The sequence below is a fragment of the Paenibacillus sp. TC-CSREp1 genome, from assembly GCF_050171015.1.
GTDB classification, from domain to species: Bacteria; Bacillota; Bacilli; order Paenibacillales; family Paenibacillaceae; genus Paenibacillus; species Paenibacillus silvae.
In genome coordinates, this window is sequence record NZ_JBNOKM010000016.1 from 133,608 (window position 1) to 158,540 (window position 24,933).

18 protein-coding genes and 1 other RNA gene are annotated in these 24,933 nt (G+C 44.7%); 1 reads left to right on the plus strand and 18 read right to left on the minus strand.

The features are described from left to right. Positions 1–9 precede the first annotated feature (9 nt). The 10 genes from ACQSGY_RS23445 to ACQSGY_RS23490 form a co-directional block, all read right to left on the minus strand. Positions 10–957, minus strand: coding sequence for an ABC transporter permease (locus ACQSGY_RS23445; RefSeq protein WP_427181115.1), 948 nt, complete (start codon positions 955–957; stop codon positions 10–12). Further along, positions 957–1,880, minus strand: coding sequence for an ABC transporter ATP-binding protein (locus tag ACQSGY_RS23450; RefSeq protein WP_427181117.1), 924 nt, complete (start codon positions 1,878–1,880; stop codon positions 957–959). The genes ACQSGY_RS23445 and ACQSGY_RS23450 overlap by 1 nt, the downstream gene beginning before the upstream one ends. Positions 1,881–1,891: 11 nt before the next feature. Next, positions 1,892–2,179 (minus strand): hypothetical protein, encoded by a 288-nt coding sequence (locus ACQSGY_RS23455; protein ID WP_427181119.1) that lies wholly within the window; start codon positions 2,177–2,179, stop codon positions 1,892–1,894. Between the two features lie 7 nt (positions 2,180–2,186). Further along, a complete protein-coding gene (locus tag ACQSGY_RS23460; RefSeq protein WP_427181188.1) occupies positions 2,187–2,384 on the minus strand; it encodes a helix-turn-helix transcriptional regulator in 198 nt (65 codons plus the stop codon). A 111-nt stretch (positions 2,385–2,495) separates the two neighbouring features. Beyond that, positions 2,496–5,747, minus strand: coding sequence for a type 2 lanthipeptide synthetase LanM family protein (locus ACQSGY_RS23465; protein ID WP_427181121.1), 3,252 nt, complete (start codon positions 5,745–5,747; stop codon positions 2,496–2,498). A gap of 69 nt (positions 5,748–5,816) precedes the next feature. Next, a complete protein-coding gene (locus ACQSGY_RS23470; protein WP_427181123.1) occupies positions 5,817–6,053 on the minus strand; it encodes a plantaricin C family lantibiotic in 237 nt (78 codons plus the stop codon). Next, the gene (locus tag ACQSGY_RS23475; protein ID WP_427181125.1) at positions 6,010–8,214 is read right to left on the minus strand and encodes a peptidase domain-containing ABC transporter; all 2,205 of its coding nucleotides are present in this window, start codon (positions 8,212–8,214) and stop codon (positions 6,010–6,012) included. Before ACQSGY_RS23475 ends, ACQSGY_RS23470 begins: the two co-directional genes overlap by 44 nt. After that, positions 8,211–11,357 carry a type 2 lanthipeptide synthetase LanM gene (gene lanM / locus ACQSGY_RS23480; protein WP_427181127.1) on the minus strand — a complete coding sequence of 1,049 codons (3,147 nt, stop codon included), beginning with the start codon at positions 11,355–11,357 and terminating at the stop codon, positions 8,211–8,213. The genes ACQSGY_RS23475 and lanM overlap by 4 nt, the downstream gene beginning before the upstream one ends. Positions 11,358–11,392: 35 nt before the next feature. Then, positions 11,393–11,572, minus strand: a complete 180-nt coding sequence (locus ACQSGY_RS23485) for a class II lanthipeptide, LchA2/BrtA2 family (protein WP_427181128.1) — start codon at positions 11,570–11,572, stop codon at positions 11,393–11,395. A gap of 429 nt (positions 11,573–12,001) precedes the next feature. Beyond that, positions 12,002–12,631 carry a response regulator transcription factor gene (locus ACQSGY_RS23490; RefSeq protein ID WP_427181129.1) on the minus strand — a complete coding sequence of 210 codons (630 nt, stop codon included), beginning with the start codon at positions 12,629–12,631 and terminating at the stop codon, positions 12,002–12,004. A gap of 697 nt (positions 12,632–13,328) precedes the next feature. On the opposite strand from ACQSGY_RS23490, the gene ACQSGY_RS23495 reads away from it, so the two are divergent. Further along, on the plus strand, positions 13,329–13,781 hold the full coding sequence (locus ACQSGY_RS23495; RefSeq protein ID WP_427181131.1) for a hypothetical protein: 453 nt from the start codon (positions 13,329–13,331) through the stop codon (positions 13,779–13,781). Between the two features lie 479 nt (positions 13,782–14,260). On the opposite strand, the gene ssrA is transcribed toward ACQSGY_RS23495, so the two are convergent. From ssrA to ACQSGY_RS23535, 8 genes are all read right to left on the minus strand, one after another. Then, positions 14,261–14,625, minus strand: a transfer-messenger RNA (tmRNA) gene (ssrA, locus tag ACQSGY_RS23500). A gap of 734 nt (positions 14,626–15,359) precedes the next feature. Continuing rightward, the gene (gene smpB, locus ACQSGY_RS23505; RefSeq protein ID WP_111270227.1) at positions 15,360–15,842 is read right to left on the minus strand and encodes an SsrA-binding protein SmpB; all 483 of its coding nucleotides are present in this window, start codon (positions 15,840–15,842) and stop codon (positions 15,360–15,362) included. Positions 15,843–16,013: 171 nt separating this feature from the next. Beyond that, positions 16,014–18,830 carry a ribonuclease R gene (gene rnr / locus ACQSGY_RS23510; RefSeq protein WP_427181132.1) on the minus strand — a complete coding sequence of 939 codons (2,817 nt, stop codon included), beginning with the start codon at positions 18,828–18,830 and terminating at the stop codon, positions 16,014–16,016. Between the two features lie 548 nt (positions 18,831–19,378). Then, positions 19,379–19,612, minus strand: coding sequence for a preprotein translocase subunit SecG (gene secG / locus ACQSGY_RS23515; protein WP_111270229.1), 234 nt, complete (start codon positions 19,610–19,612; stop codon positions 19,379–19,381). Positions 19,613–19,797: 185 nt separating this feature from the next. Then, a complete protein-coding gene (gene eno / locus ACQSGY_RS23520; protein ID WP_110898842.1) occupies positions 19,798–21,084 on the minus strand; it encodes a phosphopyruvate hydratase in 1,287 nt (428 codons plus the stop codon). 242 nt (positions 21,085–21,326) lie between these two features. Then, positions 21,327–22,871 (minus strand): 2,3-bisphosphoglycerate-independent phosphoglycerate mutase, encoded by a 1,545-nt coding sequence (gpmI, locus tag ACQSGY_RS23525; protein ID WP_111270230.1) that lies wholly within the window; start codon positions 22,869–22,871, stop codon positions 21,327–21,329. Position 22,872: 1 nt separating this feature from the next. Further along, a complete protein-coding gene (gene tpiA, locus ACQSGY_RS23530; RefSeq protein ID WP_145405830.1) occupies positions 22,873–23,625 on the minus strand; it encodes a triose-phosphate isomerase in 753 nt (250 codons plus the stop codon). A gap of 33 nt (positions 23,626–23,658) precedes the next feature. Beyond that, positions 23,659–24,840: a phosphoglycerate kinase gene (locus ACQSGY_RS23535; protein WP_427181135.1), complete on the minus strand. Its 1,182-nt coding sequence runs from the start codon at positions 24,838–24,840 to the stop codon at positions 23,659–23,661. Positions 24,841–24,933: the final 93 nt, after the last annotated feature.

Below are 24,933 nucleotides of genomic sequence, written 5' to 3' on the forward strand. Positions count from 1 at the left end.
TCTCATGTTTTAAGACAATGGAACATCTTTTCGATGAACACTCCTCCATACAACGGCTGCAAAGAAGAGTAAATAAATGAACAGGACCGTTAATGAAAACTGCATGCTCATTCCCTCGGCGAATGCCCTGCCTTCAAAGTACACATTCAGATCCGTATGTGCAAATAATAAATATTTAGCCACATCGAATCTGGCAGCCAATAGCCGGGTTGCCAGCTCTCCCGAATAATACAAAAACAGCGAGATGGCCGTGACAACGGCTACACTTCTTATCACACAAGCTAACGTAAATGCAACTGCACACAACACGCCTATTCCTAAGACTGAGAAAAAATAATAGCGGAGAGTAGCCAAGGCTACGTTTTGAACAATCACCTCGTCTCCCACCACCACAAGAGTTTCCGCTGGCCCGGAATTACCGAATAGGACAAGCCCGGTTAGAAACGAAACGATCATAAAAAAGCCCACAGTTATCAAGATCAATAAACAAATCATCAACCATTTTGCTACCATGACGGACACACGAGACACTGGCTTTAAGAAAAGAAACTTGACGGTGCCCTGCTGGTATTCAGACGCTACAATATAAGCAGACATCGTAATGAGATACAATCCAGAAATCGTCAGCAGCATCTTGTTGCTGGAGAGGAATTTCCATGCGCTTTGGCTGTTGTCCGGCGGAATTTGATGCTCAAGCTGATATTGATACAGTAAGATTTTTTCTCGATTGACCTCATACATTAATGTACCCGGATTCAACTCAGGCTGCTTTTCTTGCAATCGGGCCAACTCACTCTGCAAAGCTGGTTGCCACGCCTCCGGTATCGGATCAGCAGGTTGTTGAAACGCTTGAAATATCCCATGCACAAGCGTTAACACGAAAAGTCCTGAAAGCACCAGATATATCACTTTCTGCCGCCGAATCTTCAACCATTCACCCTGTAACAATGCCAACATCAACTTCCACCCCATTCATCCACGCGGGTCAATTCCAGATATGCCTCCTCTAAATCAAACGACTTTTCCTTTATCGACTGCACTTCGACTTGGCTAAGCAGCATAAGCAGTGAAGAATAGTGAGTACGGTCCATCTTAAATGTGATCTTATCGTGATCATAAAGCTTCGGCTCAAAAATGTAGTTCTGTTGTTGGAGCAGGGTGAGAGCCTTATCAAGCTCCTTCGCTTCAATAACAAAGACAACACTATTGGCAGAACTGGATTTGTTACCGCCAAGCAATGTTAACTCACCCTTTTGTAACAAGCCAAACTGGTCACATATCGATTCAATTTCTTTGAGGTGGTGACTGGAAATTAGAACGGAGATTTCAAATTTGCTTGTAATGCTTTGAACAATTTCACGGAATTCAATCATGGCTCCCGGGTCGAGTCCATTAGTTGGTTCGTCCAGGATCAGCAATGAAGGCCGATGCAGTAGACATTGAGCTATCGCAAGTCGTTTTTTCATCCCGAGCGAATAGTGTCCCACTTTTTTGTGGATAAAGTCCTTCATTTTCAACAAAGAAAGAACCTCATCCAGACGCTCGGTTGTGACTTTACCGTACAGACGACTTCCGTAAAGCAGATGCTCCATCCCGGTCAGGTACTTGTAGAACTGAGGTTCTTCAATTAACGCACCAACCTGTCTGAGCACATGTTTTCGCCTTGAAGTCACGGGAATCCCTTCAATATATACGGAGCCGGAGGTTGGTCTAATCAGCCCGCAGATCATCCCGAGGGTTGTTGTTTTGCCTGCACCGTTTTCCCCGATTAGTCCGAATACTGCACCTCGCTCAATGTTAAAGGAAACCGAGCGAATAATCTGCTCGTTGCCCATTTTTTTAGTCACCTGATTAACAGCAAGAACTGGTTGCATGCTCATCCCATCATCACCTACATCCTTTTATTTAAAATGATGGCCGTTAGTGTAAAGGCGAGATGAGATATAAGCAGATCGACCAGAATTGCTTCAGTAAAGTATGCATTGACGACTTCAAAATTCAATAATTCAGAAAAAATAAATGTTGCGAGTAACATCGCCATCAAGGCATAGTAAGCGTACTTGAAAGAATACATCATAATTAAATTGTAGCGTTCATCCTTTTCCCGAGGAAAAACAAGCAAAAAGTACAAGCTGGACAAAAAGAAGATAAACAAAGCGGCTGGCAGCAAATACGTCATAAACAGATCACTCATCCCCTTTCGGCTGTTGAGGTCGGTACTGAAATACGTCTTCAATCCCCACCCCGAAAACCTCTGCAATGCGAAATGCTAAAACTAAGGAAGGATTGTAGCGATTCGCTTCAAGTGAGAGGATGGTCTGTCTACTCACACCGACTAGATCGGCTAGATGCTGCTGTGACCACCTTCTTTCGGCACGCTGCATATAAATGTTGTTCGATAGTAGTTCTGACAAGTCACTCCCTCCTTTACAGCAATTGTAAATTATTCCTTACCTAAAGTCAAGAATATATTACATTAGGTAAGAAATAAATTACTATTTGCTTCGCATTGCATTGGCCAACCGAGAGGAGTCTCCACTGGGGGAAACGGCCCCCTTCGGCCCTTTTAGTTCTAAAGTCAGGAGGGAGGGAACGTGTTGCGGTTCTGCTATTCTTAACAGTCCATATCCAATACTGGCTAAACCATTCATCACGCCTATGGCGTTTATGTCTGCATGAATGACATCAGAACAGTGGAACAAATCATCCAGTATTGAACTTTGTTTTGCTTTAATCAAGGATTGTTGTTGTGCGTTTAAACTTTTTGAAGCCAGCAGCAACACATCGAGATTACCCAGGTTTCCATGACATAATGAAAAATTGCTGCCTAACGATACATCAAGAGTTGTCGCCAAGGCAGCTTGACAGTCACGCTCCAGTAACCCGTGATCAACTTGACGCCGGACGGCTTCTATACGTGAAAGCAAAATACCAGGCGCACCATGACACCACGCAATGGAATGGTGATTCAGATGTTCACTGAACCAATTTTCAACCGTTTCATCATAAAAACGGTTTTCATAATCAATTGCATCCCGCACAATCTTATGGATGGCTGCTTGTTGCCCAGACCAAGGCATAAAACGACATAACGCAAAGATGATGCCCGCGTTTCCATGAGAAAAACCGATATACGGACTCTCGGGAGAGTTCCCCGGCTTCCACGCTACCCCGATCTCCATTGGAGCAGCGGATTGAATCAGATGTTTTACAATCTGTTCCCCAATGTCAATTAACCAGGTATCTTCTTGATTCTGTTCAAGCATACTTGCTATAACAGCCAATGCACCGGCACTACCTCCAATCAAATCATACAGTCGATCTTGCGGGAGCAATCTGGGGATTTCCTTTAATAAACGATCAGCGCTTTGCTTCATAGCTGGATCACCTAACACACTGCTCAGTTGTGCAAAACCGTATGCCATACCGCCTAAACCCAAAAATGCCCCCAAATTGATCTGATCTGGATGGATTAATTCTTCCAAAATCATTTGAATCGGTCGAATGGTAGCCATACACGCATCCCGATATACATCTTCCCTCGTCAAGTTCCAAAGTTGGGCAAAGAACAAGGCAACACCTGGGTTACCATCGTATATACCTGGCCCAGTCACGGAATATTGCCAGAAATATTTCCTTCCTCCCTTGGTCACCATACTGGTCCAGCAAAATTCCAAACCTTGCTCCCCTTCATATTGAATGGCCTCACGGATTAACATATCTCCAATAATCTTTGCCTTATCAAGCAAATTAATCGGTTCGGATTCAGACACTTTCCAGTTTTTCAACTGAACAATCTTAATATCTTCCTTGGCATACACCGCAGACACGGTTGCTTTAATAATCTGTATCTGTTGGTCTAAATCACTTTTGGAAAGCTGGGATAATTTTTGCAAGCTTCTCGTTAGGCCATCCTCAACAAATACACCATTAATCATCTGACTACGTGAATCCCGTATCCATGTGCCGCAAGGCGTTGCAGAAAAGTATGGAATGTCCCCCTCTAACAAGTCGGCGATCTCGGCCCTAATAATTTGTTGATCCAAGTGATCCGCTGAAAGAGCAATTCGATTAAGCAAGAACTCCCGGTCCAACTGATTGCGCAAAAAATCAGGATGATAGCTCAAGTGAAGCAACTTGCCGTAAATCATTGTACTTTTTAATATCTTGCGGATATCGCAATCCTTGAATGCTTCCAGTTGTCTTGCCGTTTCTTCCTTCTGAGAAAGGAATACGTTATATCCTGAGCGGAAACCGTCTGACAAATCGTCCAGATAGTTCATAATCTCATCTTCCCCGTTTCTATCGTTTGTTGATAGAGGGGTATTGTTCCCGGAATTCAGCTTGCCAAATTGCTTAACCAAGCGGATTTCATCTGTATTCTGACCTTCTACTGTTTGAATTTGAAAGGGGCTTTGCTGCTCTCCTATTCCACCGATTCCACTAATGTCAAACGTCTGCTCTCGATTGATGTTAGTGGGTACTACGCCAGTCGATAAAACCGAATCCCGAATCAAGGTAAGCGCCCGATTAATAGCGCCACTTTTTGTATAATCATGATCCTTACTCATCGTATGATGAAACAGCGATTCCAGATCGATTAATACAGGCTGATCCAAATTCGCGATAATATTTTCATAGTGAAAATCTGTAGCATTCATCGTATGTAGCACAGACAGCAGTTTACCTAGACGGTAATAAAACCGCTTGCGCTCTTCATTCGATATACAAGCCTGGTAAGGGATAAACTCCATCCAGCCGTACTGGCGTTTGTTCAACACGCCGACTGTCCGAAGTGGTTTCCCGTCATGCACCTGCTCATTCATCCAATGTAAAAATCGCTGAAATGTTTCATCAATTCCCATAGGACGAGGCTTATAAACTAACTTCGTACCACAACCAAATTCAAGAATAACTACCGTTTTCCCTTGTTTATGGGCATCACCACTGCCCAGCATAAATCGAGTAATTTCGGTTTCCCTCAGACCAAATTGTTGCTGTAATTCAGATCGATCCTGCTCCAGATGAGCGATGATTTCACGAACAAATTGTTTGAGATTTCGAGTTTTTTCTGCGATTAGCCTAAACATGACCGGATACTCTTCCACCAAGCTCTGGAGATAGTTCTTATCTCCAAGGAAATCTTTTACATAGGCTAAATATCTTTGCTCGGGGCTTTCCCCTTCCAGCTTGCCTTCCATCCGCAAGTAATTAATTTCTAACATAAGGGTCTTGTGTGTTACTGCATACAATAGATCGAGGTAATACTGAATAATATTATGCTTCGCCAGCCGGGATATCGTCGTCTTGGCAGTTATACTTTTGTCTCTAAACAAATCAAAATATAACTCTCGAACAAAAATTTCATAAAATCTATGAAACGGAAAAGCTGATAAGTCCGTTCCTTCCATATCCCGCTTATAATCGGTTTCATCCTCTTGTTGTAATAGCGGATTATCAAAAATGTGTGTAATACATTCAAGCCAGCTTGATGCTGCAGAATCGAGGGAAGTCACTTTACTAAAACCAGGTGAACCTGCAGAAAAGTGGCGACGAAGAAAGGAAATATCGATTTGATAGTGGCGCTCAATATGAGATTGGAAAGACTGCTCGTTTCCAAAATCTAAAAGTTGTTGCCAATATGGGATAACCAAAGACAGATCAGCATCAGACTCCATCGGTTCGCACAATTTACGTTCTTGAATATAAAGCGCATTGTATGCGATCGTTGAATTGAAGATGGACATCGAATCACCCCCAAAAATGATAATAGAGAGACGAGGTAAAAACCTTCAGTCTCTCTATTCTTTGCCTAATCAGTTACAAGACTTCTGACATTCAACCGTCAATGTACATACATGCCCTGGATTACCCATGAAATAACTCGCAGCGGCACATCCTAAAGTCGTAATGATGACTTCTACCCATTGCGGCTGTGCTGCACCGCCCGCTTTCAAGAGTTCATCCTCTTTCAATTCAACAAGCGGATTTTCAATGGGAAGTACGTTGTTATGAGTTCTGGAATACGGGTTTTTCAACGCTTGATACGACATGTTTCTCACCTCCTTTCATATCCATAAAGCGATAGGCTTCAACCAGATTTTGATAATAGGTGCTCTTTTGAATTAATTCATCATGCCTTCCTTTCTCTACGATGCTTCCGTCTGACATCACAAAGATTTGATCGGCATCCATAATCGTTGACAGTCGATGAGCAATTACAATTCTTGTACATTGCAATTGTGATAGGAATTCATCAATTTTCTTTTCATTAATGCTGTCTAACGCATTGGTTGCTTCATCGAACACAATAACTTTGGGCAGATGCACGAGGGCTCTGGCAATGGCCAATCGCTGTCTTTGTCCGCCGGACATATTTTGAGCGTTCTCTGATAATAGAGTTTCGTATTTCATCGGCATGTTCATAATTTCCTCATGAATTTGCGCCACTTTGGCGGCCTGAACGATATCACCCATCGTTACTTGCTCGTTATTGCCTTTAATATTGTCAAAAATCGATTGGTTGAACATAAATGGTTGTTGGTTAACGATCCCCATCTGTTGACGAATATACGGTTTATCGAGCTCTTCCAACCGATGCGGACCATAGTAGATTTCGCCTTCACTCGGTCGATACAAACCTACAAGTAAATTTGCCAATGTACTTTTTCCAGATCCAGAAGCCCCGATGATCGCGATTTTCTGACCTGCTTGAATTTGAAAGTTTAAATCCTTTAATACAGGTTCAGAATACGCCGTATAGGCAAAGGATACCCGCTCAAAAACAATTTCACCTGTCAGCTCTACCTGGAGCAACCTCGTTCCATCTGGCACCTCAGCCGGGGTATCTACCACATCCCGAATTCTTCGCAAATACACTTTTAGCTGATAAAATGTTTCCAAGGACAAAATCAGTGAATTCGCAGTGGTTATAAAGTAAACCGCTATGGTTTGAAAAGCGATCAATTCCCCTAAGGACAAGCCTCCTGCTGCTACATGACCCGCACCGATCCAGATGATGAACAGAGGCATATACATGGTCAATCCGCCAGAAAATGCGCTTAAAATACCATACAGCCGTTCGCGAGTGACAAATGCTTTAACAAAATGGTCATAGTATGATTTCCACCGCTGGGATACTGTCTCTTCCGCTCCAGTAATTTTGATGTTTAAAATACCTGATACAGATTCGTTCTGATAGGAAAACAGCTTGGTATCTTTAGACAGTTCATTACGGCTTGCTTCATGTAAATGCGGCCTTAACAGTTGAATCCCGATATAGAGCATTCCTGCAAACAAAAATACATAGATGGATAACAATGGCGATTTCACAAGCATATAACTCACAATGACGATGAACAAAATCGCATCCAAAATACTTTTCATGACTTGGTTGGACAGGATCAGCCGAATAGATCGCAAATTAGAGAAACGATACATCAGATCACCTGTGCTGCGAATCTGAAAAAAGTTGTACGGAATCACAAGCAGGTGACGAAAATACTGCCAGGACATCGAGCGATCTAAATATTTGAACACATGAATGGATACTTCATTTTTAATGAGTGCAAAAACAAAATATAGTGCGAACGAAACAATCATTCCAAGCAAGTAGATATTTATGTACTTGCTATTATCCTGAATTGCGATATTATCAATCATCTGCTGTACAAAGATGGGAGAAATCAGTACAAATAATTGAAGCAACAAGTTGGTGAACAGCATAAATGTGAGCAATTTCGGTTTTTTCCATAACATTTCCAAGTACGGCTTCCATAGACTCTTTGGCTTTTGTTGTTGAAACAAGGTGCCCGGTTTACCATGCAGGACATAATTAGAAAAAGAATGCATGAATTGTTCTTTATTTAATTTCATTCGCCCTTGAGCAGGGTCCAGAATGTAGTAATATTTCGGGCTAATCCTTTCCAATACGACATAATGTTTTTGTTCCCAGAAACAAATTAACGGCTCTTTCATTTGGGATAATAGATTCAAATCTTCAATTTTGTAGCACTTTGCCTCCAAACCTAGATCTTCGCCTAACCGTTTCAGATCATATAATGTATTTCCATCCCTGCCGCTGCCAATGCGATCGCGCAATTCAAATAAGGTTACATGTTTTCCGTAATAGGCACAGAGCATCGCCATACATGCAATTCCGCATTCCGTTTGACTCATCTGTTCAATGAACGGAATGTTCCGTTTTCGAATCAACGCGCCCCCTCCTCAGCAAGTACGGGATTCGCCTGTTCCGTGATCGAGACGGTTCTGGCTGGAAATTGCAGCGTCATCACAGATGGGAGTTCTGTGTTCGCAAGCCGCAGGCAGGTCCAGCCAATTCCAGAAACGCCCAGCATTAACCCTACTAAACCGCGATCTTTCATGCCCTCAATCTGGGAGGAGACACTCGCTCTGTTGACCAGACCCCATATCGCATCATGAATCATTGAGCTCGACGCTTGCCAACCTGGATTGTTAGCCAAGCTCAGAAGAATCTCCATCATTCCGAAAATACCATGGCATAAAGATAATCTGGGATTAGATGCTGCGTGTTCAAGCATAGCGTTCAGCAGCTTCAATCTCTCAGCCTCATCAATTGGTTCATCTAACTCACTGCGGCCTAATAGCACACCCGGAGCTCCATGGCACCAATAATACGAGCCCAACGGGTCCTCTACATGCCCCCTCAGATCCATCCAGTTGGCTCGTGTAGAGTCATAATTGCTTCGCTCAAATTGCAATAAGGTGTTCAGCACGTCTTCATCAGGGGAAAGCAAGTCGTATGCCTCTATCTTTCGAAGAGCATATATCATCCCCGAGGAACCATGGGCGAAGCCGACCAATTTTGCTTGATCCTGTTTCAAGTGCTGACAGAGCCTCTCTGCATATATACGTGCTGTCTCAAGAGCTTCCGGTTCCGCAAACCTTTCCCAAATATGCACACATAACGTGATGATCCCGGCATATCCATCGAGAAAGTCCAGATTTGACTGCAGTTCGTCCACCGATTGAGCAGGCAGTGGTTGCGCATAATATTGTTTTATCTTTGTTAACTGCAATCTGGCTGCTTCACGTGCTTCAGGAAAGTCAAAGAGCGCATCCAGGAAAAACCCGGCATAGACAACGGAGCCTCTACCATTAAACACCGATGGTGGTAATTCATCATCCGCAACCCGTTCAAAAACAGAAATGACGTATCGAAAGTTCTCCATGGCGACATTTTTATATTCAGAATCTCCAGTTTGCACATACATAAGGCCGAGAAACATAGAAATTCCCAACGTTCCACTGTAGAGTGAGAAATCCAACAAGGTCAAGCGGAAGCGATTATCTTGATTTCTGAGACCCAGCCAGGTTGAATGACCTTGCTCTGTTAATCGGTAATCAAGTAGATAATCCGCTATATCTCTTGCCGTAGCTGTCGGATCAAATTTACTCGATGTTAAAGGAAGTGATTCCACATAGTCCAAGGCTTCCATTTCAGGCAATTCCATATGTTCGACCTGAGCGGAATGAATAGCGTATTGCAATAAGTGCAACTGGTTAGCTAAATCTTTTTCACTGTACCGGTCAAGTTTTTCTTCAATCCATGCTAAGCACGTTTTTTGGAATATATTCGGAATCTTCCTTTGATCACTCGTGTATAAACACGTGCCGTCTATCGGAAAGGTATAGTACGGTATATCATTGTTAAGCAAATCATCAATCTCGGTGGGTACAATCTGTTCGAAACGCTTATCAACTTTCACGATATTCCATAACATTTCAAGCAATTTCTCGCGATCTAACCCGTTTCGTAAATACTTCGGATGCTGGGATGCTGCCAAGAAGCGACCGTATAAAAATGTTGGACGCAACAAGGCTCTCCCTGTCAACTTACCAAACCGCTCTCGAATTTCTCTTTTTATGGTTTCCTTTTCATTCGCCATGATCTGATATATTTCCCTAAAACCTTCGCTAATCTCTGCTAAATAGCGAACTGGCTCAATCGTCTGGCCATTCAGTTGTACCAGGTGTTGGAGCTGAGCCGTTTTAAAAGGCACTTCTACAAATTGGACTTCATCCGTATTGTCTTGTTTGAGCACCCAACCTTTCATATTTGTTGAGGTTTGGTCTGGCTTGCCGCCGATCCCGCTTAGATCAAAATCAATCTGGGAACGGAACACTTGTCCAACAGGGATTAAGCCTGAAAGAAATACACTTCGGTAAAGCATGGACATTGGGAAATCCAGCTTCTCTTCATCATATATATTATTCGCCAGAAGCGTCTCATAATCGATAATGTAGGGCATGTCACCGCAAGCCACGATGTTTTCATAATGCATGTCCGTAGATTGAAAACCATACAAAATTCCACAGAGCATACCCATGCGATAATAAAACTTTCTCACTTCAGCTTCATTCTGGCAGGCACGATGCTCCACGAACTCCTGCCAACCGTACTGCTGTTTAGACAAAGTCAGCGGTCCCTTTAACTCATAACGGAGTCCTTTATTCTTTAAATAACGCAGCCAACCGGCAAAAGCAAGATCTGTATCCAGCGAACGCGGTTTGTATATCAACTTGATGTTCAAATCAAATTCCAGAATAGTGACTGTTCTGCCATTTTGATGGCTATCACCTGCACCGGTCTGTACTGATTTCAAGCGACGATGCTTTCCATCAAAATACATTGCAGCAATCTCGTCATAATCATTCTGAAATCGCTCTAACATTTCAATCGTATTATTGGCCGCTCGAAGAGACATCTCTGTCAAAATTCTAGCCAACACAGGGAACTGCTCTAACATTTTTCTGATTTCAGTCATTCCGGAAGCTAACCGTTTCACATACGTTTCGAGCGTCAGTTCAGCCTCCTGCTCCTTTGCCAAGTGATACATATAGACACTCGTCCGATCAGCTACCATTCGCAAGTCACGCAAGAAGCCTGCCTGCAACGAATTCAAGACGGGTTCCTGCAGGATTTTCTCTGTGGTTGAGAGCGAGAACCAACGCCGTACTTGTTCAGAATATTCGTATAAAAAAGGAAGTACTACAACACCGATTCCCATATGTACATATTGAGTCAACCAGGATTCTGGTGTTTGGTCTAAGATTGAATCCAGATCATCCATCCACCCTGTATGTAAGGTGGCGGGGATATCTTTGTTAGCGAGCAAGTGATTGAACTCGTCAAGATTCAAGCCTTTCGATTGTAACCTTGTTGCGAATTCCTGCTCGGTTGCTTTGGATTGTCCCATCCATGATAACAATGTGTCCGAACGATCTTTCAGACGGAGAGGATTAGCTCCAGCCGGAATTCGCTCCGATACATATGAGGCCTTCATATATGGATGATCCGAATGAAAAGTAACCATTTGATATCCCCACCTTCCTTTTTAATTCGAAAAAATTAGCATCTTGAAGAACATGCTGTCGACGGGCAAGAATTAGCCGAATCTGTGATTGTCCAAATGAGTACTGGCGGAACAATGGCACAAGGCCAAGAAGAAGCAGCTTGTACTTCTGTGGCACCCGACAATTCCATCAATTCCTGTTCATTAATTTCGCCTATCATTTCCAACGCCTTCATAGGTTCTCACCTCCTTCCATTAATCTGAACTGTCTCAATCAGCAACATCCTGTTACATTTATATTATTCAAAGATGACATGACCGCCTATCCGTAAAAACCACATTTTTCCATGTGGTTTTCCATATAACTACAAAACTTGATGAAAAAAGCCGAAAACCAAGACTGTTCATGTCTCAGATTTCGGCTCGTATAAGTTGAACTACAGATTTTACACACACCACTCCGATGACAGAATAACCTTCCAATCGCTGTTATCCCCAGATTTTTTCGATTCCCTTTTCCAAAGGGGAAAATCCGGTGATAAGCCTATGCTTCCGATGTAGCTTTCTTGCAGAAAGCTTTCAGGCGACCGCTCCGCTTTTTCAGGTTTTTTCTGTCCCCTCCGTTAACGTGTAAATGAACAGTTCAACTTATATAGTATGATGAATTAATGTGCATTAATTTGATAATATTTGCAAACCGCTTCTGCTCGGTTACGTACGTCAAGCTTTCGGTATATTTTGTTCAGATATGTCTCCACCGTACGGACACTTAGATGCATGGCTTGTGCAATTTCTGTATTGGTCCGCCCCGCTGCCACCAGCTTGAGCACCCGCTGCTCATTTTGAGTCAGTAAACGCATCGATTTCTGCGATTTTTGTCTTAATTCGATATGCTCGGTAATATGGGTAGGTATAATAGAAAAACCTCTCAATTGACCTTCAAGCGCAATCAGCAGTTGTTTGGCATCTGAGTAAGATGGCAAGTAGCTGACGATCTGACATTTCCATAATTGATCTACCCTCAGTTCACTATCTTTATCGTACAAAACGATAATATGATCGACAATTCCATTGCTTTTCCACTTCGCCAGTTGGGAGGCATATCGATAAGCAATCGAATCTTGCAGCATTAAAATATCAGGCTTCATCCGTTCAACGTCACCCGAATCCAGGCCGTGGCTTATAACTACATTCTCGATAAATTCAAATTGCTCAATAATATGCTTGAGACCGAATATAATGGAACCATAGTCCATAATAATTTTGACCACTTTTTTTCTCGTCAGCAACGACATCTGTTGTGTATCTAATGTATCTATCGTCATAGGCTATTATGTGTGGAAGGGCAACAATTTAACAGAATATCTCCAACATATGCCTTATTCCACCCTTTAGAATGATCCATACCGGATACGTAATGAGATTCAGAAGATTCCGCAGTTATTACAAAGATAGGGGCGAGCAGTAGCAACATCTTATCCAAGCTGTTACACCACACTAACGATAACTTTTTCAAGTTCATGCGTCATTCACTCCATTCTAATTATACTTCACTGCATATTAAACGTAATTGACCCCAGAAACATTACCTTCCTACTTCTTATCTCCTACGTCCTCCTCCCGCAGAAATATAGAAATTATTATAAATTTCCTCATATTATACCACGACAAATTGCCATTTGTAACCGCTTTTATAATTGAAAATGAGTTGTTATCTGATTTTTACCCCTTGTTTCGTTAGTGCTCATGCTCACGGGTTATGTTTGAATGTTGAAATTAACTTTTATAAGTAAGCACTCTCCATACGCAAACGTTCTAATTCAACTTGTAGAGCCAATGTTTATACTAAGGGTGACTAAACATACTTATTTCTTGTTTATAAAGTTATAGGAACATCTGTATGCAAAGAGGTGTATTATAAAGTCATATCTATCAGATTGATTCTGAATGAATTCTATAAAATTTTATTTTATTGAAGGGAATGTTAAATGAATGAAAAGAAAAGTTCTAGGCGCCATTTTATTACTTTTATCACTTATTATAATATTTTCTGTTTATTGGAAATATAGTACTTCTTTAAAACTTGAAGAGGAAAATAAAATTATAGAAACCAGTCCTAATACATCTAAGGAAATGCATCTAACTTGGGATTTAGTGGGTGATCAAGTGGACCCTGTAAAAGGTTATTTTGTGGAAATTGGATATCCAAACATTAAACTTAATGTAAAAAATACAGGAGCACAGTCTTTTAGAATAGAAGTAAAGCACAACAGTAAGGGTACAGTTATTTTTGATGAAAACATTGTAGCAGGTGCAACAGTAGAGTTCATAAATAATAATCTTATGCCGCTTGTTCCTTCAGGTGCCTACACAGTAACTATTTATGGTGGATCAGGATTCCCCAGAGGACAAGTTCTTCTTAAACAATCAAAGTTCCCGTATTAAAAAAAGCTTTTATGACCAATAGAAATAGAGGCGATACGTCTTGAAGAAAAATGGACGTATCGCCGTATCACGGAGCACTTGGAGATTAATCCGCTTTTCTTCTGGCTATATTGATGATTTATCCAATTCGGAATAATGAATCCATCTGAAGATGAGAAAATCATACGAAATAATTTTTGTCCATTTTCATTGTAGCATTCGATCTGATATCAATAATTATCATACCATTCTTTTACACTTGTATTGTCCATCTCTGTCGTTCTTACTTTTTTACATAACTTTTTACAAGTATAAAGCTCTAGTTTCCTGTCTTAAACTCAATCATTAATGATCCTACTCCTAATAAAATAATATCAATCCTGAATAGACATTATGTCTACAACATCCTCGATATATACACTTTAGGAATCTAATGTCTATATTTTGTCTATAATCTTCTGCATTACAAGTAAAAAACCCGCTCAGTGAGCGGGTTTTTAGAATGGAGGCGAGGGGAGTCGAACCCCTGTCCGAAGATAACGACACATAAGCTTCTACGGGTGTAGTCACAGTTTTAATGTCACCCGAGTATCGCCCCGTAACCGGCTATACGTTGGGTCAGCCTGATTGTCTTCTTCAGCACACCCCAGGCGGAGATGTGACAGCGTATCCCACTACTTGTTAGCCCCTAGTCCTGTCACATGGGCGATGCAGGGTAGAAGCACGCACACAGTTTCTTAGGCTGCGAAAGCGTAGTTTGTTTGTTGTTTGCCGTTTAATAGGCTTTAGCGTTGATGAAGCGGACGCGTCCCCACTACCCGCTACCCATGCTCGAACTATCCCCGTCGAATCCATAAACGCCCCCTCATATAAGAAGGGCTCCAGGATTAATCCGTGAATACGGAGCAAAGGTGCTGCACATCTAGTCCCTCCAAGGTGAAAAGATGTTTCTTACATACTCGGCATTCCTGTCTGCTACATGAATAATCATAACACAGCCTAAATCACCGATATAGTGCAGATTGCTGGAAGGCAATCCAGTGTACTGAGCGCAGATGTAAGGTTATCCAATATCCGACTTGATTAGATCACTCAACCTGACACATCAAGCTCAATCGTCTACATATTATACCGCGTCAATCATCGGAAGTAAAGTTTGCCCAAGCACACATCATATGCTGTAATATGTGCCGTTACACCCTCATCCTACAGATTAATATCCGGCGAACCGTGCACTACCAGTAACACACATCATGCAGATAATGCTAAGTCGATTTCACCAGAAGTATCAAACAAAAGCATTTTAAATTCATACCTGATCCTATTCTTCTTCATTCCATTCCCAATCCAATCTGACACCCTTGATGACATTAACTTACCCACCATCAGGCCACCTTACGCAATAACCACCATTAAAAAATCCCCACTTGCGCCAAACATGGCAAGCCGTGAGGACTCCTTACATTCATTACCCATCAACAAGTTTGCCGACAGACAAACCGTAACCCAGCTCCAAACACGCGGTGCCCTTCCTCATGAGAAGCTGGTCAGCCACATGATGGGCACACCTTTTCGGTTCGCACGAAATATAATTCTCTCTTAACGCGCAACCTTCTGCTTCTCTCGCAGAGCACGTTGAATATCACGTTGAGCATCCCGCTTCGCAGCAGATTCACGCTTGTCAAATTGCTTCTTACCTTTACCAAGTCCGAGCAACAGCTTTGCATACCCGTTACGCACATAGATTTTCAAAGGCACAATGCTGTATCCATCCTGCTTCGACAATCCCAGCAGCTTGTGAATCTGCGCCTTGTGCAGCAGCAGCTTGCGTGTACGCGTCGGATCGAGCGGATTGTGACGATTCCCTTGTTCAAAAGGGCTAATATGCATGTTGTGAATATGAATCTCTCCGTTGCGAATCGTAGCAAACGCATCCCCGATGTTCGCACGACCGTTGCGAATAGACTTGATCTCCGTGCCGGTCAGTACCATGCCCGCTTCATACGTATCTTCAATGAAGTAGTCATGGGAAGCCTTTTTGTTCTGTGCAAGCACTTTATTTTGCCCGTCATTCTTGCCCATGTCCTCACTCCTTCTTCGTAAAATAAACCCGTACCATGCTGTATTAACATAGCATCCATGATGCACCATTAAACCCTGTGCCAGACCTTAATTGTAGCAAGGACCGCTGTTAAAATCAAGAAAGAGGCGGTCTCTGCCGCCCCTCCTCAATACACGTTATAGGCTTCTCGCTTACTTCTTTTTCTTCCGTACAAAAGCCGCTGTGGCATTCCCGGCTCCGCCTTTGTTTTTCTTGCGCTTGCGGCGTGGCGCTCCTTCTTCCTGTGCTCCGCCTGGTGTGGCATTTTCACCGATAAAAATACCGCTAGGCGATGTATTCTTCCGTTTACCTCCGCCTTTGCCACCTTTACCGCTGCCGCCCTTACCGGATTTGAAGCTGCCTTCGCCACGGCCACTGCCGTTCAGGCCACTTCCTGGTCCGCCTGCAGAAGCACTGTCCTGACCCATCGGTGCAGAGCTGTAGCCACCTTTACCCGAGCCAAACCCAAAGCTTACCGCACCTTGCCCACGGCTGCTCGCACCACCATGTTCGCCTCCACGGCGCTCACCTTTCGGTTTACCACCGCGTTTGCCAGTAAAACCACCTGTCGTGGAGCCCGCGCTTGCACCTGAACCAGCATTCGCTCCTGCAGGAGCAGCGCCGCGGCCCGCACGAGCACCTTTGCCACCCTCACTCGCCGATCGGCCACCGCGCTCGCGCTTGCCACCGCCTGCACCAGCACTGCCTTTACCACCACGGCTTCCACCGAAGCCACCTTTGGCTCCGCCTCGTCCGCCGCCGCTTCCTGGGCGACCGCCTTTACCACCAGGGCGTCCACCCCGTTCGAAGCCGCCCTCACGCTCTCTGCGAGGTTTCATATCGACCATCTCGAAATCAATCGTATACTCTTCCATGCTTACACGAGCCACGCGAATCTTCACTTCGTCACCGATACGGAACACCTTCGAGGTGCGCTCCCCAATAAGTGCCATATGCTGATCATCAAAATGGTAATAGTCGTCGGTCAGTGCGCTGAGACGAATCAGACCTTCTACCGTGTTCTCCAGTTCGATGAACATACCAAAGCTCGTGACGCTGCTGATCATGCCTTCGAATTCTTCGCCGACCTTATCGAGCATATACTCGGCTTTTTTCATTTTCTCCGTATCCCGCTCAGCTTCAACAGCTACACGTTCACGTTCTGACGATTGCTGAGCTATATCCGACATCCGGCTTGCCAGATATTCCTGACGATTCTCCGGCAATGCTCCGTTATTCTCGATGACTTCACGAATGACGCGGTGAATAACGAGATCGGGATAACGACGGATCGGTGATGTAAAGTGACTATAGAACTCTGCCGCCAGACCAAAGTGACCTGACATTTCAGAGTCATACTTCGCCTGCTTCATCGAACGAAGCATCATCGTGCTAATGACCGTCTGCTCCTTCGTGCCGTTAATATCCTCCAAGAGCGATTGAAGCGCGCGTGGATGAACGGAATTGCCACGTCCTTTAACATGATGCCCAAAATTCGCCGCAAAGGCGAGGAAATTTTGCAGCTTTTCCTGATCCGGGTCCTCATGCACACGATAGATGAACGGCACTTTAAGCCAGTGGAAATGCTCGGCAACCGTCTCATTCGCTGCCAGCATGAACTCCTCAATAATTTGCTCCGCAATCGAACGCTCCCGTTTGACAATATCGACCGGTTTGCAGTTCTCATCGACAATGATTTTGGACTCTTCAAAATCAAAGTCAACCGCCCCGCGGCGCATACGCATCGCCCGCAGCTTCAGAGCAATTTCTTTCATCAGGTGGAAGTCATCCACGAGATCTTTATAACGTTCGAGCAGCTCCGGCTCTTCGCCTTCAAGGATTTTACGCACATTAGAATACGTCATGCGTTCCTTTGTCTTAATCACACTCGTGAAAATATCATGTTTTACAACCTTCATCTGGTCATTGAATTCCATCTCACAAGACAACGTCAGACGATCCACCTGCGGATTCAAGCTGCAAATACCGTTGGACAGACGCTGTGGCAGCATCGGAATAACCCTGTCTACGAGATACACACTGCATCCACGGTTATATGCTTCCTGATCCAGCTTGGAGTTTTCTCGCACGTAATAACCCACATCGGCAATATGCACACCCAGACGGTAGTTGCCGTTCGGCAGCTTCTCCACGTTGACCGCATCATCCAAGTCCTTCGCATCCTCGCCATCAATCGTCACGATGTTCAATCCGCGCAGATCGCGGCGTCCCTGCTGAACGATCTCTTCTTCCGTGATGGAATCCGGCGCTTTCTCTGCTTCTTCCATCACTTCATCCGGGAAAGCCTCAGGCAGCTGATGTTTGCGTATGACCGATAAAATATCGATGCCCGGCTCATCCTTGTGACCCAGAATCTCGATAATCTCTCCTTCTGCTGCCGCGCGGCCTTCTGGATAGCTGACAATCTTGGCAACGACCTTCTGTCCATCTACAGCCCCTGCAAAATTCGTACGCGGGATAAAAATATCACGATTAATCCGTTTATCATCCGGAATAACAAATCCATACACTTCGTGGCTCTGAAAAACACCCACAACCTGTGTGATCGCACGATTCACGATGCGTACAATTTCACCCTCCAGCCGTCCGCCAGACGGGCCTTGGGACGTCACTTTTACAAGAACGGTGTCCCCATTCATTGCACTTTTCATATCATTGGCATGGATGTACACATCCGGATGCTCCCGATCCTCAGGAATCAAAAAGGCAAAACCCTTCGCATGCGCTTGCAAGCGCCCACGCACCAGGTTCATACGTTCCGGCATACCATAGCGATTATTGCTCGTCAGCAAAATTTGGCCGGATTCCTCCAGCGTGTTCAGCATAATCAAAAAGGCTCTGAAATCCGCAGCATCTTCAATCTGAAAGTGCTGTTCCAGCTCCTGATAAGTCATCGGTTTATAAGCGGTCTCCCGCATGAAGTCGAGTAATTGTTGTTCGGTTATCATTAGTTTTCACCTCGGGAAACGTAAGAGTGTTAGTCTGATCTCTTCTCTTTATGTATCGGAATTCGCGTCGTAATCATACAGGTGCCATAGGACAAATGTTAAAACCTGCGGCCTCACTATCTCATACCCTAGTATACACGAATTCAATCCAGCCCATCCGTACCACGCCAAAAAACTACAGAGTCCACTGCACCAGCTCGGCAGCAATGAACTTCTTCACACAGTTTATGCAGCCAGCAGACTGCCCGATCTGAACTTCATCAGCATTTTTATAAAAAAACAGCACAACTGAGTATATACATTAGGAATATTCAGCACCGGCAAGAGCATGCCCTGCTATTTTCGGGGATACGTCGCAGCAAAAGGGGAATCGTACAGAAGCAAAAAGTTCAAACTTTCCTTCATTTTTTATTTAACAGTTGGAAAACTTTGGTTCAATAAATTTCTATTAAAAAACCTCCGTTTCAGCACGAAACGAAGGTTTTTTATCCGTTAAGCCATGGGGCTTCAGCTATTTAATTCAATTCGGGAATCCAGATAACTTGAGGTTACTTGGAAACCACCGTAACAATAATAGCCAAGATCATAAATCCTGCACCAAGTACCACTGTTGCACGTTGCAAGAAAAGATCCAGTCCGCGCGCTTTCGTTTTACCGAAAAGATGTTCCGCACCACCGGAGATGGCACCCGCCAAACCAGCGCTTTTTCCGTGCTGCAGCAATACTACAGTGATTAGACCGATCGAGAAAACAACGAGCAGCAATTTCAAAGCAATATCCATTCTTTCCACCTCCTACCCATGTGGGCATAACATCTCACCATAAAAACAGTTACTTTAATTGTAGCATAGCTACGAGTGTGATACAAGTAGTACACAGCAGACGTTTTCCCGGATATTTAACCCTGTCACACCAAAGAAAAAGACAAGCCGGTCACCCGGCTTGCCTGAAAAGCTGTGAATACAGCTTATTTTTTAAGGTTGTAGAAGCCTTTAAGACCGATGTATTGAGCGCGTGTATCCAGTTGATCCTCGATGCGGAGCAATTGGTTGTACTTCGCGATACGGTCTGTACGGGAAGGAGCACCTGTTTTGATCTGTCCAGCGTTTGTTGCAACCGCGATGTCTGCGATTGTGCTATCTTCGGACTCACCGGAACGGTGGGAGATAACAGCTGTGTATCCTGCACGTTTAGCCATTTCGATGGCATCGAAAGTTTCAGTCAGCGTACCGATTTGGTTAACTTTGATCAGGATGGAGTTACCGATACCTTTTTCAATACCTTGGGACAGACGCTCTGTGTTCGTTACGAACAAGTCATCACCAACGAGTTGAACTTTGTCTCCCAATTTCTCAGTGAGCAATTTCCAACCTTCCCAGTCGTCTTCGGACATACCGTCTTCGATTGTGATGATTGGGTACTTCTCAACCCATGAAGCCAACAGGTCAACATACTCAGCGGAAGTGTAAGATTTGCCTTCGCCAGCCAGTGTATATTTACCATCTTTGTAGAACTCAGTAGAAGCAACGTCCATACCCAGGAATACGTCAACGCCTGGTTTGTAACCTGCTTTTTCGATTGCTTCGATGATCGTAGTGATCGCTTCTTCATTGGAACCCAGGTTTGGAGCGAAACCACCTTCGTCACCTACAGCTGTGTTCAAGCCTTTGGAGCTGAGTACGGATTTCAGGTTGTGGAAGATCTCTGCGCCAACGCGAAGAGCTTCTTTGAATGTTGGTGCGCCAACTGGCAATACCATGAACTCTTGTACGTCGATGTTGTTGTCCGCGTGCTCACCACCGTTGATGATGTTCATCATTGGAACTGGCAGAGTTTTCGCGTTGAATCCGCCCAGGTAAACATAAAGTGGAACTTCCAAAGCGTCAGCAGCTGCGCGAGCTACTGCCATGGATACAGCCAGAATTGCGTTTGCACCCAATTTACCTTTGTTTGGTGTACCGTCCAGAGCGATCATCATTTTGTCGATGCCCAGTTGATCCAAAGCGTCCATACCGATAACTTCTGGAGCGATAACTTCATTTACGTTTTTAACAGCTTGCAGTACGCCTTTACCAAGGTAACGGGATTTGTCACCATCGCGAAGCTCAACCGCTTCGTGGGCACCAGTGGATGCACCAGATGGAACGATTGCGCGTCCGAGTGCGCCGGACTCCAGATATACTTCAACTTCAACTGTAGGGTTACCGCGGGAGTCAAGGACTTCGCGTGCGTACACGTCAGTAATAATAGTCATGAGTGATAGTCTCCTTTAATTTTGAATTTATTTAAAATCAGGACCACTTGTGTTTCCCCTTATCCACTACGTCAGCAGAATCGTCTTCCGATCGCTGTTATCCCCGGATTCCTTTGAACTTATTTTCATAAGTTGGAATCCTGTGATAAAGGCGAACGCTTCGCTTCTTCAGACCATTTCTGCTGCCTTCGTTCCGAGGTAAACGCCAAACTTCCCAATTTCATATATAGTGGCTGTGCAACTTATTTACGGGTAGCAATAACGGATGTACCTGTCATTTCTTCCGGTTTAGGCAATTGCATCAGGTCAAGAATGGTTGGCGCGATGTCGGCCAAAATTCCGCCTTCACGCAGCGTTACATTCGGATCTGTAACGATCAATGGAACCGGGTTTGTTGTATGAGCTGTGAACGGACGTCCTTGCTCATCAAACACCATATCCGCGTTACCGTGATCCGCAGTAATCAGCACCACGCCGCCTTTGGCAAGAACTGCGTCTACGACACGGCCCATGCACTCATCTGTAACTTCAACCGCTTTGATCGTTGGCTCCAGCATTCCGGAGTGTCCAACCATGTCAGGGTTAGCAAAGTTCAGGATGATTGCGTCGTGTTTATCTGCTTCGATCTCACGAACCGCTGCATCCGCAACTTCATAAGCACTCATCTCCGGCTGCAGGTCATACGTTGCAACCTTAGGCGAGTTGATCAGCACGCGAGTTTCGCCTGGAAGCTCTACGTCACGGCCGCCGCTGAAGAAGAAGGTTACGTGCGGGTATTTCTCGGTTTCTGCAATGCGCAGTTGTTTTTTGTTGTTCTGTACCAGCACTTCGCCCAGGGTATTGTCGAGGTTCTTCGGCTCATAAGCCACATAACCCTCAACCGTCTCACTGAACAGCGTCAAGCACACAAAGTGCAGGCCCACAGGGAACTTCGGTCCACGGTCAAAACCGCGGAAATCGGAGTTGGTGAACACTTGTGACAACTGGATTGCACGGTCAGGACGGAAGTTAAGGAATACAACGGAATCGCCGCTTTCCACCAAACCTACCGGCTCACCATCCGCTTTAACGATAACCGTTGGTTCAACGAACTCGTCAAATACGGATTTCTCATATGACTCTTCAACCGCTTTGAGCGGATCAGTGTATTTCGGTCCATCGCCATAAACGATAGCACGGTAAGATTTCTCTACACGCTCCCAGCGTTTGTCACGGTCCATTGCATAATAGCGACCTTGGACTGTTGCGATTTTCCCTACACCAACCTCATCAATTTTAGCGATCAGCTTCTGCATGAAGTCTTTACCGCTGTCCGGCATAACATCCCGGCCATCCAGGAAGGCATGAATATATACTTCGTTCATTTCTTCTTTTTTAGCCAGATCCAGCATAGCGAACAGGTGGTCGATGTGGCTATGTACACCACCATCGGACAACAAGCCGTAGAGATGAAGCTTTTTACCGTTCTGCTTCGCTTCGCGCACTGCTTTGACAAGTGTTTCATTGTCATAGAACTCGCCGTCACGAATCGACTTGGAGATACGGGTCAAATCCTGATATACGATCCGGCCGGCACCAATGTTCAGGTGACCTACCTCGGAATTCCCCATCTGGCCTTCTGGCAAACCTACAGCTTCACCGCAAGCAGTCAGTGTGGTATGTGGGAACTGGCTCATGAAACGGTCATAGTTCGGTTTTTTGGCTTGCGCTACCGCATTGCCTTCCACCGTGTTACGCAGACCGAAGCCGTCCATAATGATCAGTGCTACAGGTTTTGGAGCTGTCATCTTACTTCGCCCCCTCAACAAGTGCGATGAACGAAGCCGGTTGCAAGCTGGCACCGCCAACAAGTGCGCCGTCGATGTCGCTTTGTCCGAGGTATTCTGTTACGTTTTCCGGTTTCACGCTGCCGCCGTATTGAATACGAACTGCATTTGCAACCTGCTCGTTGTACAGATCCTTCACCAGCGTGCGGATGTAAGCAATAACTTCATTCGCATCCTGGGATGTGGAGGATTTTCCTGTACCAATCGCCCAGATTGGCTCATAAGCGATAACCACTTGTGCTGCTTGCTCAGCAGTCAAGCCTGCCAGAGCTGCTTCAGTTTGTACTTTGCATACGTCTTTTGTTTGGTTCGCTTCACGCTCTTCAAGCGTTTCACCAAGACAGAAGATTGGAGTCAATCCATGACGGAATGCTGCATGCAGCTTTTTATTGACAGTCTCATCGGTTTCCGCAAAATATTGACGGCGCTCCGAGTGACCGATAATCACGTAATCTACACCCAGTTCTTTCAGCATAACACCGCTGATTTCACCAGTGAATGCACCGTTGTCTTCGAAGTGAAGATTTTGTGCTCCGATTTTGATGCTAGTGCCTTTCACAGCCTCTACCAGGGATGGCAGATTAGTAAAAGGTGCGCAGATTACCGTTTCTACGCCTTCGACTTCCGCTTTTCCTTTAACTTCCTGAATGAAGTCATTGGATTCGGAAACCGTTTTGAACATTTTCCAGTTACCCGCGATAATTGGTGTTCTCATTGGTTTCAACTCCTTCATGCTATAGCTTAAAGCTTACTTGTCGTTCAATGCAACTACGCCTGGAAGCTGTTTGCCTTCCATGAACTCGAGCGATGCACCGCCACCTGTGGAGATGTGGTCCATTTTGTCAGCCAGTTTGAACTTCTCAGCTGCTGCTGCAGAGTCGCCACCGCCGATGACTGTGTAAGCAGATGTTGTAGCACAAGCTTCTGCTACTGCACGAGTACCGTGGGAGAAAGGTTCGATTTCGAATACGCCCATTGGTCCGTTCCATACAACGAGTTTGGAGTTTTTAACAACGTCAGCATAGATCTCACGTGTTTTTGGACCGATGTCGATGCCTTCCCAATCTGCAGGAATGTCGCCAACTTCAACAATTTTAGTGTTTGCATCCGCACTGAAATCGTCGGAAATTACGATATCCACTGGCAGGTAGAAGTTTTTGCCCAGTTTTTTGGCTTTTTCGATGAAGCCCAGAGCAACATCCAGTTTGGACTCATCCAGCAGGGATTGACCTACTTCATAACCTTGAGCCTTCATGAATGTATAGGACAGACCGCCACCGATGATTACGTTGTCTGCAATGTTCAGCAGGTTGTCGATCACATCGATTTTGTCTTTAACTTTGGAACCACCGATGATTGCTGTGAAAGGACGCTCAGGGTTGGACAATGCTTTACCCAACACGTCAAGCTCTTTCTCCATCAACAAACCGGATACTGCCGGCAGCAAGTGAGCGATTCCTTCTGTTGAAGCATGTGCTCTGTGAGCCGCACCAAATGCATCGTTAACGAATACGTCAGCCAGCTCAGCAAATTGTTTAGCCAGTTCCGGATCGTTTTTCTCTTCACCCGCGTGGAAACGAACGTTCTCAAGCAACAATACGTCGCCATCGTTCATTGCCGCGATTTGAGCTTTTACCGCCTCGCCAACGGAATCATCCGCTTTAACAACCGGTTTGCCGAGCAATTCGGACAAGCGCTCTGCAGCTGGAGTCAAACGCATAGATTCAACAACTTCACCTTTTGGACGACCCATGTGGCTTGCCAGGATGACTTTAGCACCTTTTTCGATCAGGTAGTTAATCGTTGGCAATGTTGCACGAATACGTTTGTCATCTGTAATTTTACCATCTTCAAGCGGCACATTGAAATCTACGCGCACGAATGCCCGTTTTCCATTCAATTCGATATCACGTACACTTTTTTTGTTCATCTCTATTTCCTCCGCACCCATGTATTTGGTGGACCTTTCAAGGCTCTCATCCCTTGTCAGCCCTGGTGTTCATGAGAAATTTGCAAAAGTTTC

Excerpts from the sequence above, each read along its gene's own strand:
- ACQSGY_RS23445 (WP_427181115.1), bottom strand. The coding sequence starts at position 957 with ATGTTGGCATTGTTACAGGGTGAATGGTTGAAGATTCGGCGGCAGAAA.
- ACQSGY_RS23450 (WP_427181117.1), bottom strand. The coding sequence starts at position 1,880 with ATGAGCATGCAACCAGTTCTTGCTGTTAATCAGGTGACTAAAAAAATG.
- ACQSGY_RS23455 (WP_427181119.1), bottom strand. The coding sequence starts at position 2,179 with ATGACGTATTTGCTGCCAGCCGCTTTGTTTATCTTCTTTTTGTCCAGC.
- ACQSGY_RS23460 (WP_427181188.1), bottom strand. The coding sequence starts at position 2,384 with ATGCAGCGTGCCGAAAGAAGGTGGTCACAGCAGCATCTAGCCGATCTA.
- ACQSGY_RS23465 (WP_427181121.1), bottom strand. The coding sequence starts at position 5,747 with ATGTCCATCTTCAATTCAACGATCGCATACAATGCGCTTTATATTCAA.
- ACQSGY_RS23470 (WP_427181123.1), bottom strand. The coding sequence starts at position 6,053 with ATGTCGTATCAAGCGTTGAAAAACCCGTATTCCAGAACTCATAACAAC.
- lanM (WP_427181127.1), bottom strand. The coding sequence starts at position 11,357 with ATGGTTACTTTTCATTCGGATCATCCATATATGAAGGCCTCATATGTA.
- ACQSGY_RS23485 (WP_427181128.1), bottom strand. The coding sequence starts at position 11,572 with ATGAAGGCGTTGGAAATGATAGGCGAAATTAATGAACAGGAATTGATG.
- ACQSGY_RS23490 (WP_427181129.1), bottom strand. The coding sequence starts at position 12,631 with ATGTCGTTGCTGACGAGAAAAAAAGTGGTCAAAATTATTATGGACTAT.
- ACQSGY_RS23495 (WP_427181131.1), top strand. The coding sequence starts at position 13,329 with ATGAAAAGAAAAGTTCTAGGCGCCATTTTATTACTTTTATCACTTATT.
- smpB (WP_111270227.1), bottom strand. The coding sequence starts at position 15,842 with ATGGGCAAGAATGACGGGCAAAATAAAGTGCTTGCACAGAACAAAAAG.
- rnr (WP_427181132.1), bottom strand. The coding sequence starts at position 18,830 with ATGATAACCGAACAACAATTACTCGACTTCATGCGGGAGACCGCTTAT.
- secG (WP_111270229.1), bottom strand. The coding sequence starts at position 19,612 with ATGGATATTGCTTTGAAATTGCTGCTCGTTGTTTTCTCGATCGGTCTA.
- eno (WP_110898842.1), bottom strand. The coding sequence starts at position 21,084 with ATGACTATTATTACTGACGTGTACGCACGCGAAGTCCTTGACTCCCGC.
- gpmI (WP_111270230.1), bottom strand. The coding sequence starts at position 22,871 with ATGACAGCTCCAAAACCTGTAGCACTGATCATTATGGACGGCTTCGGT.
- tpiA (WP_145405830.1), bottom strand. The coding sequence starts at position 23,625 with ATGAGAACACCAATTATCGCGGGTAACTGGAAAATGTTCAAAACGGTT.
- ACQSGY_RS23535 (WP_427181135.1), bottom strand. The coding sequence starts at position 24,840 with ATGAACAAAAAAAGTGTACGTGATATCGAATTGAATGGAAAACGGGCA.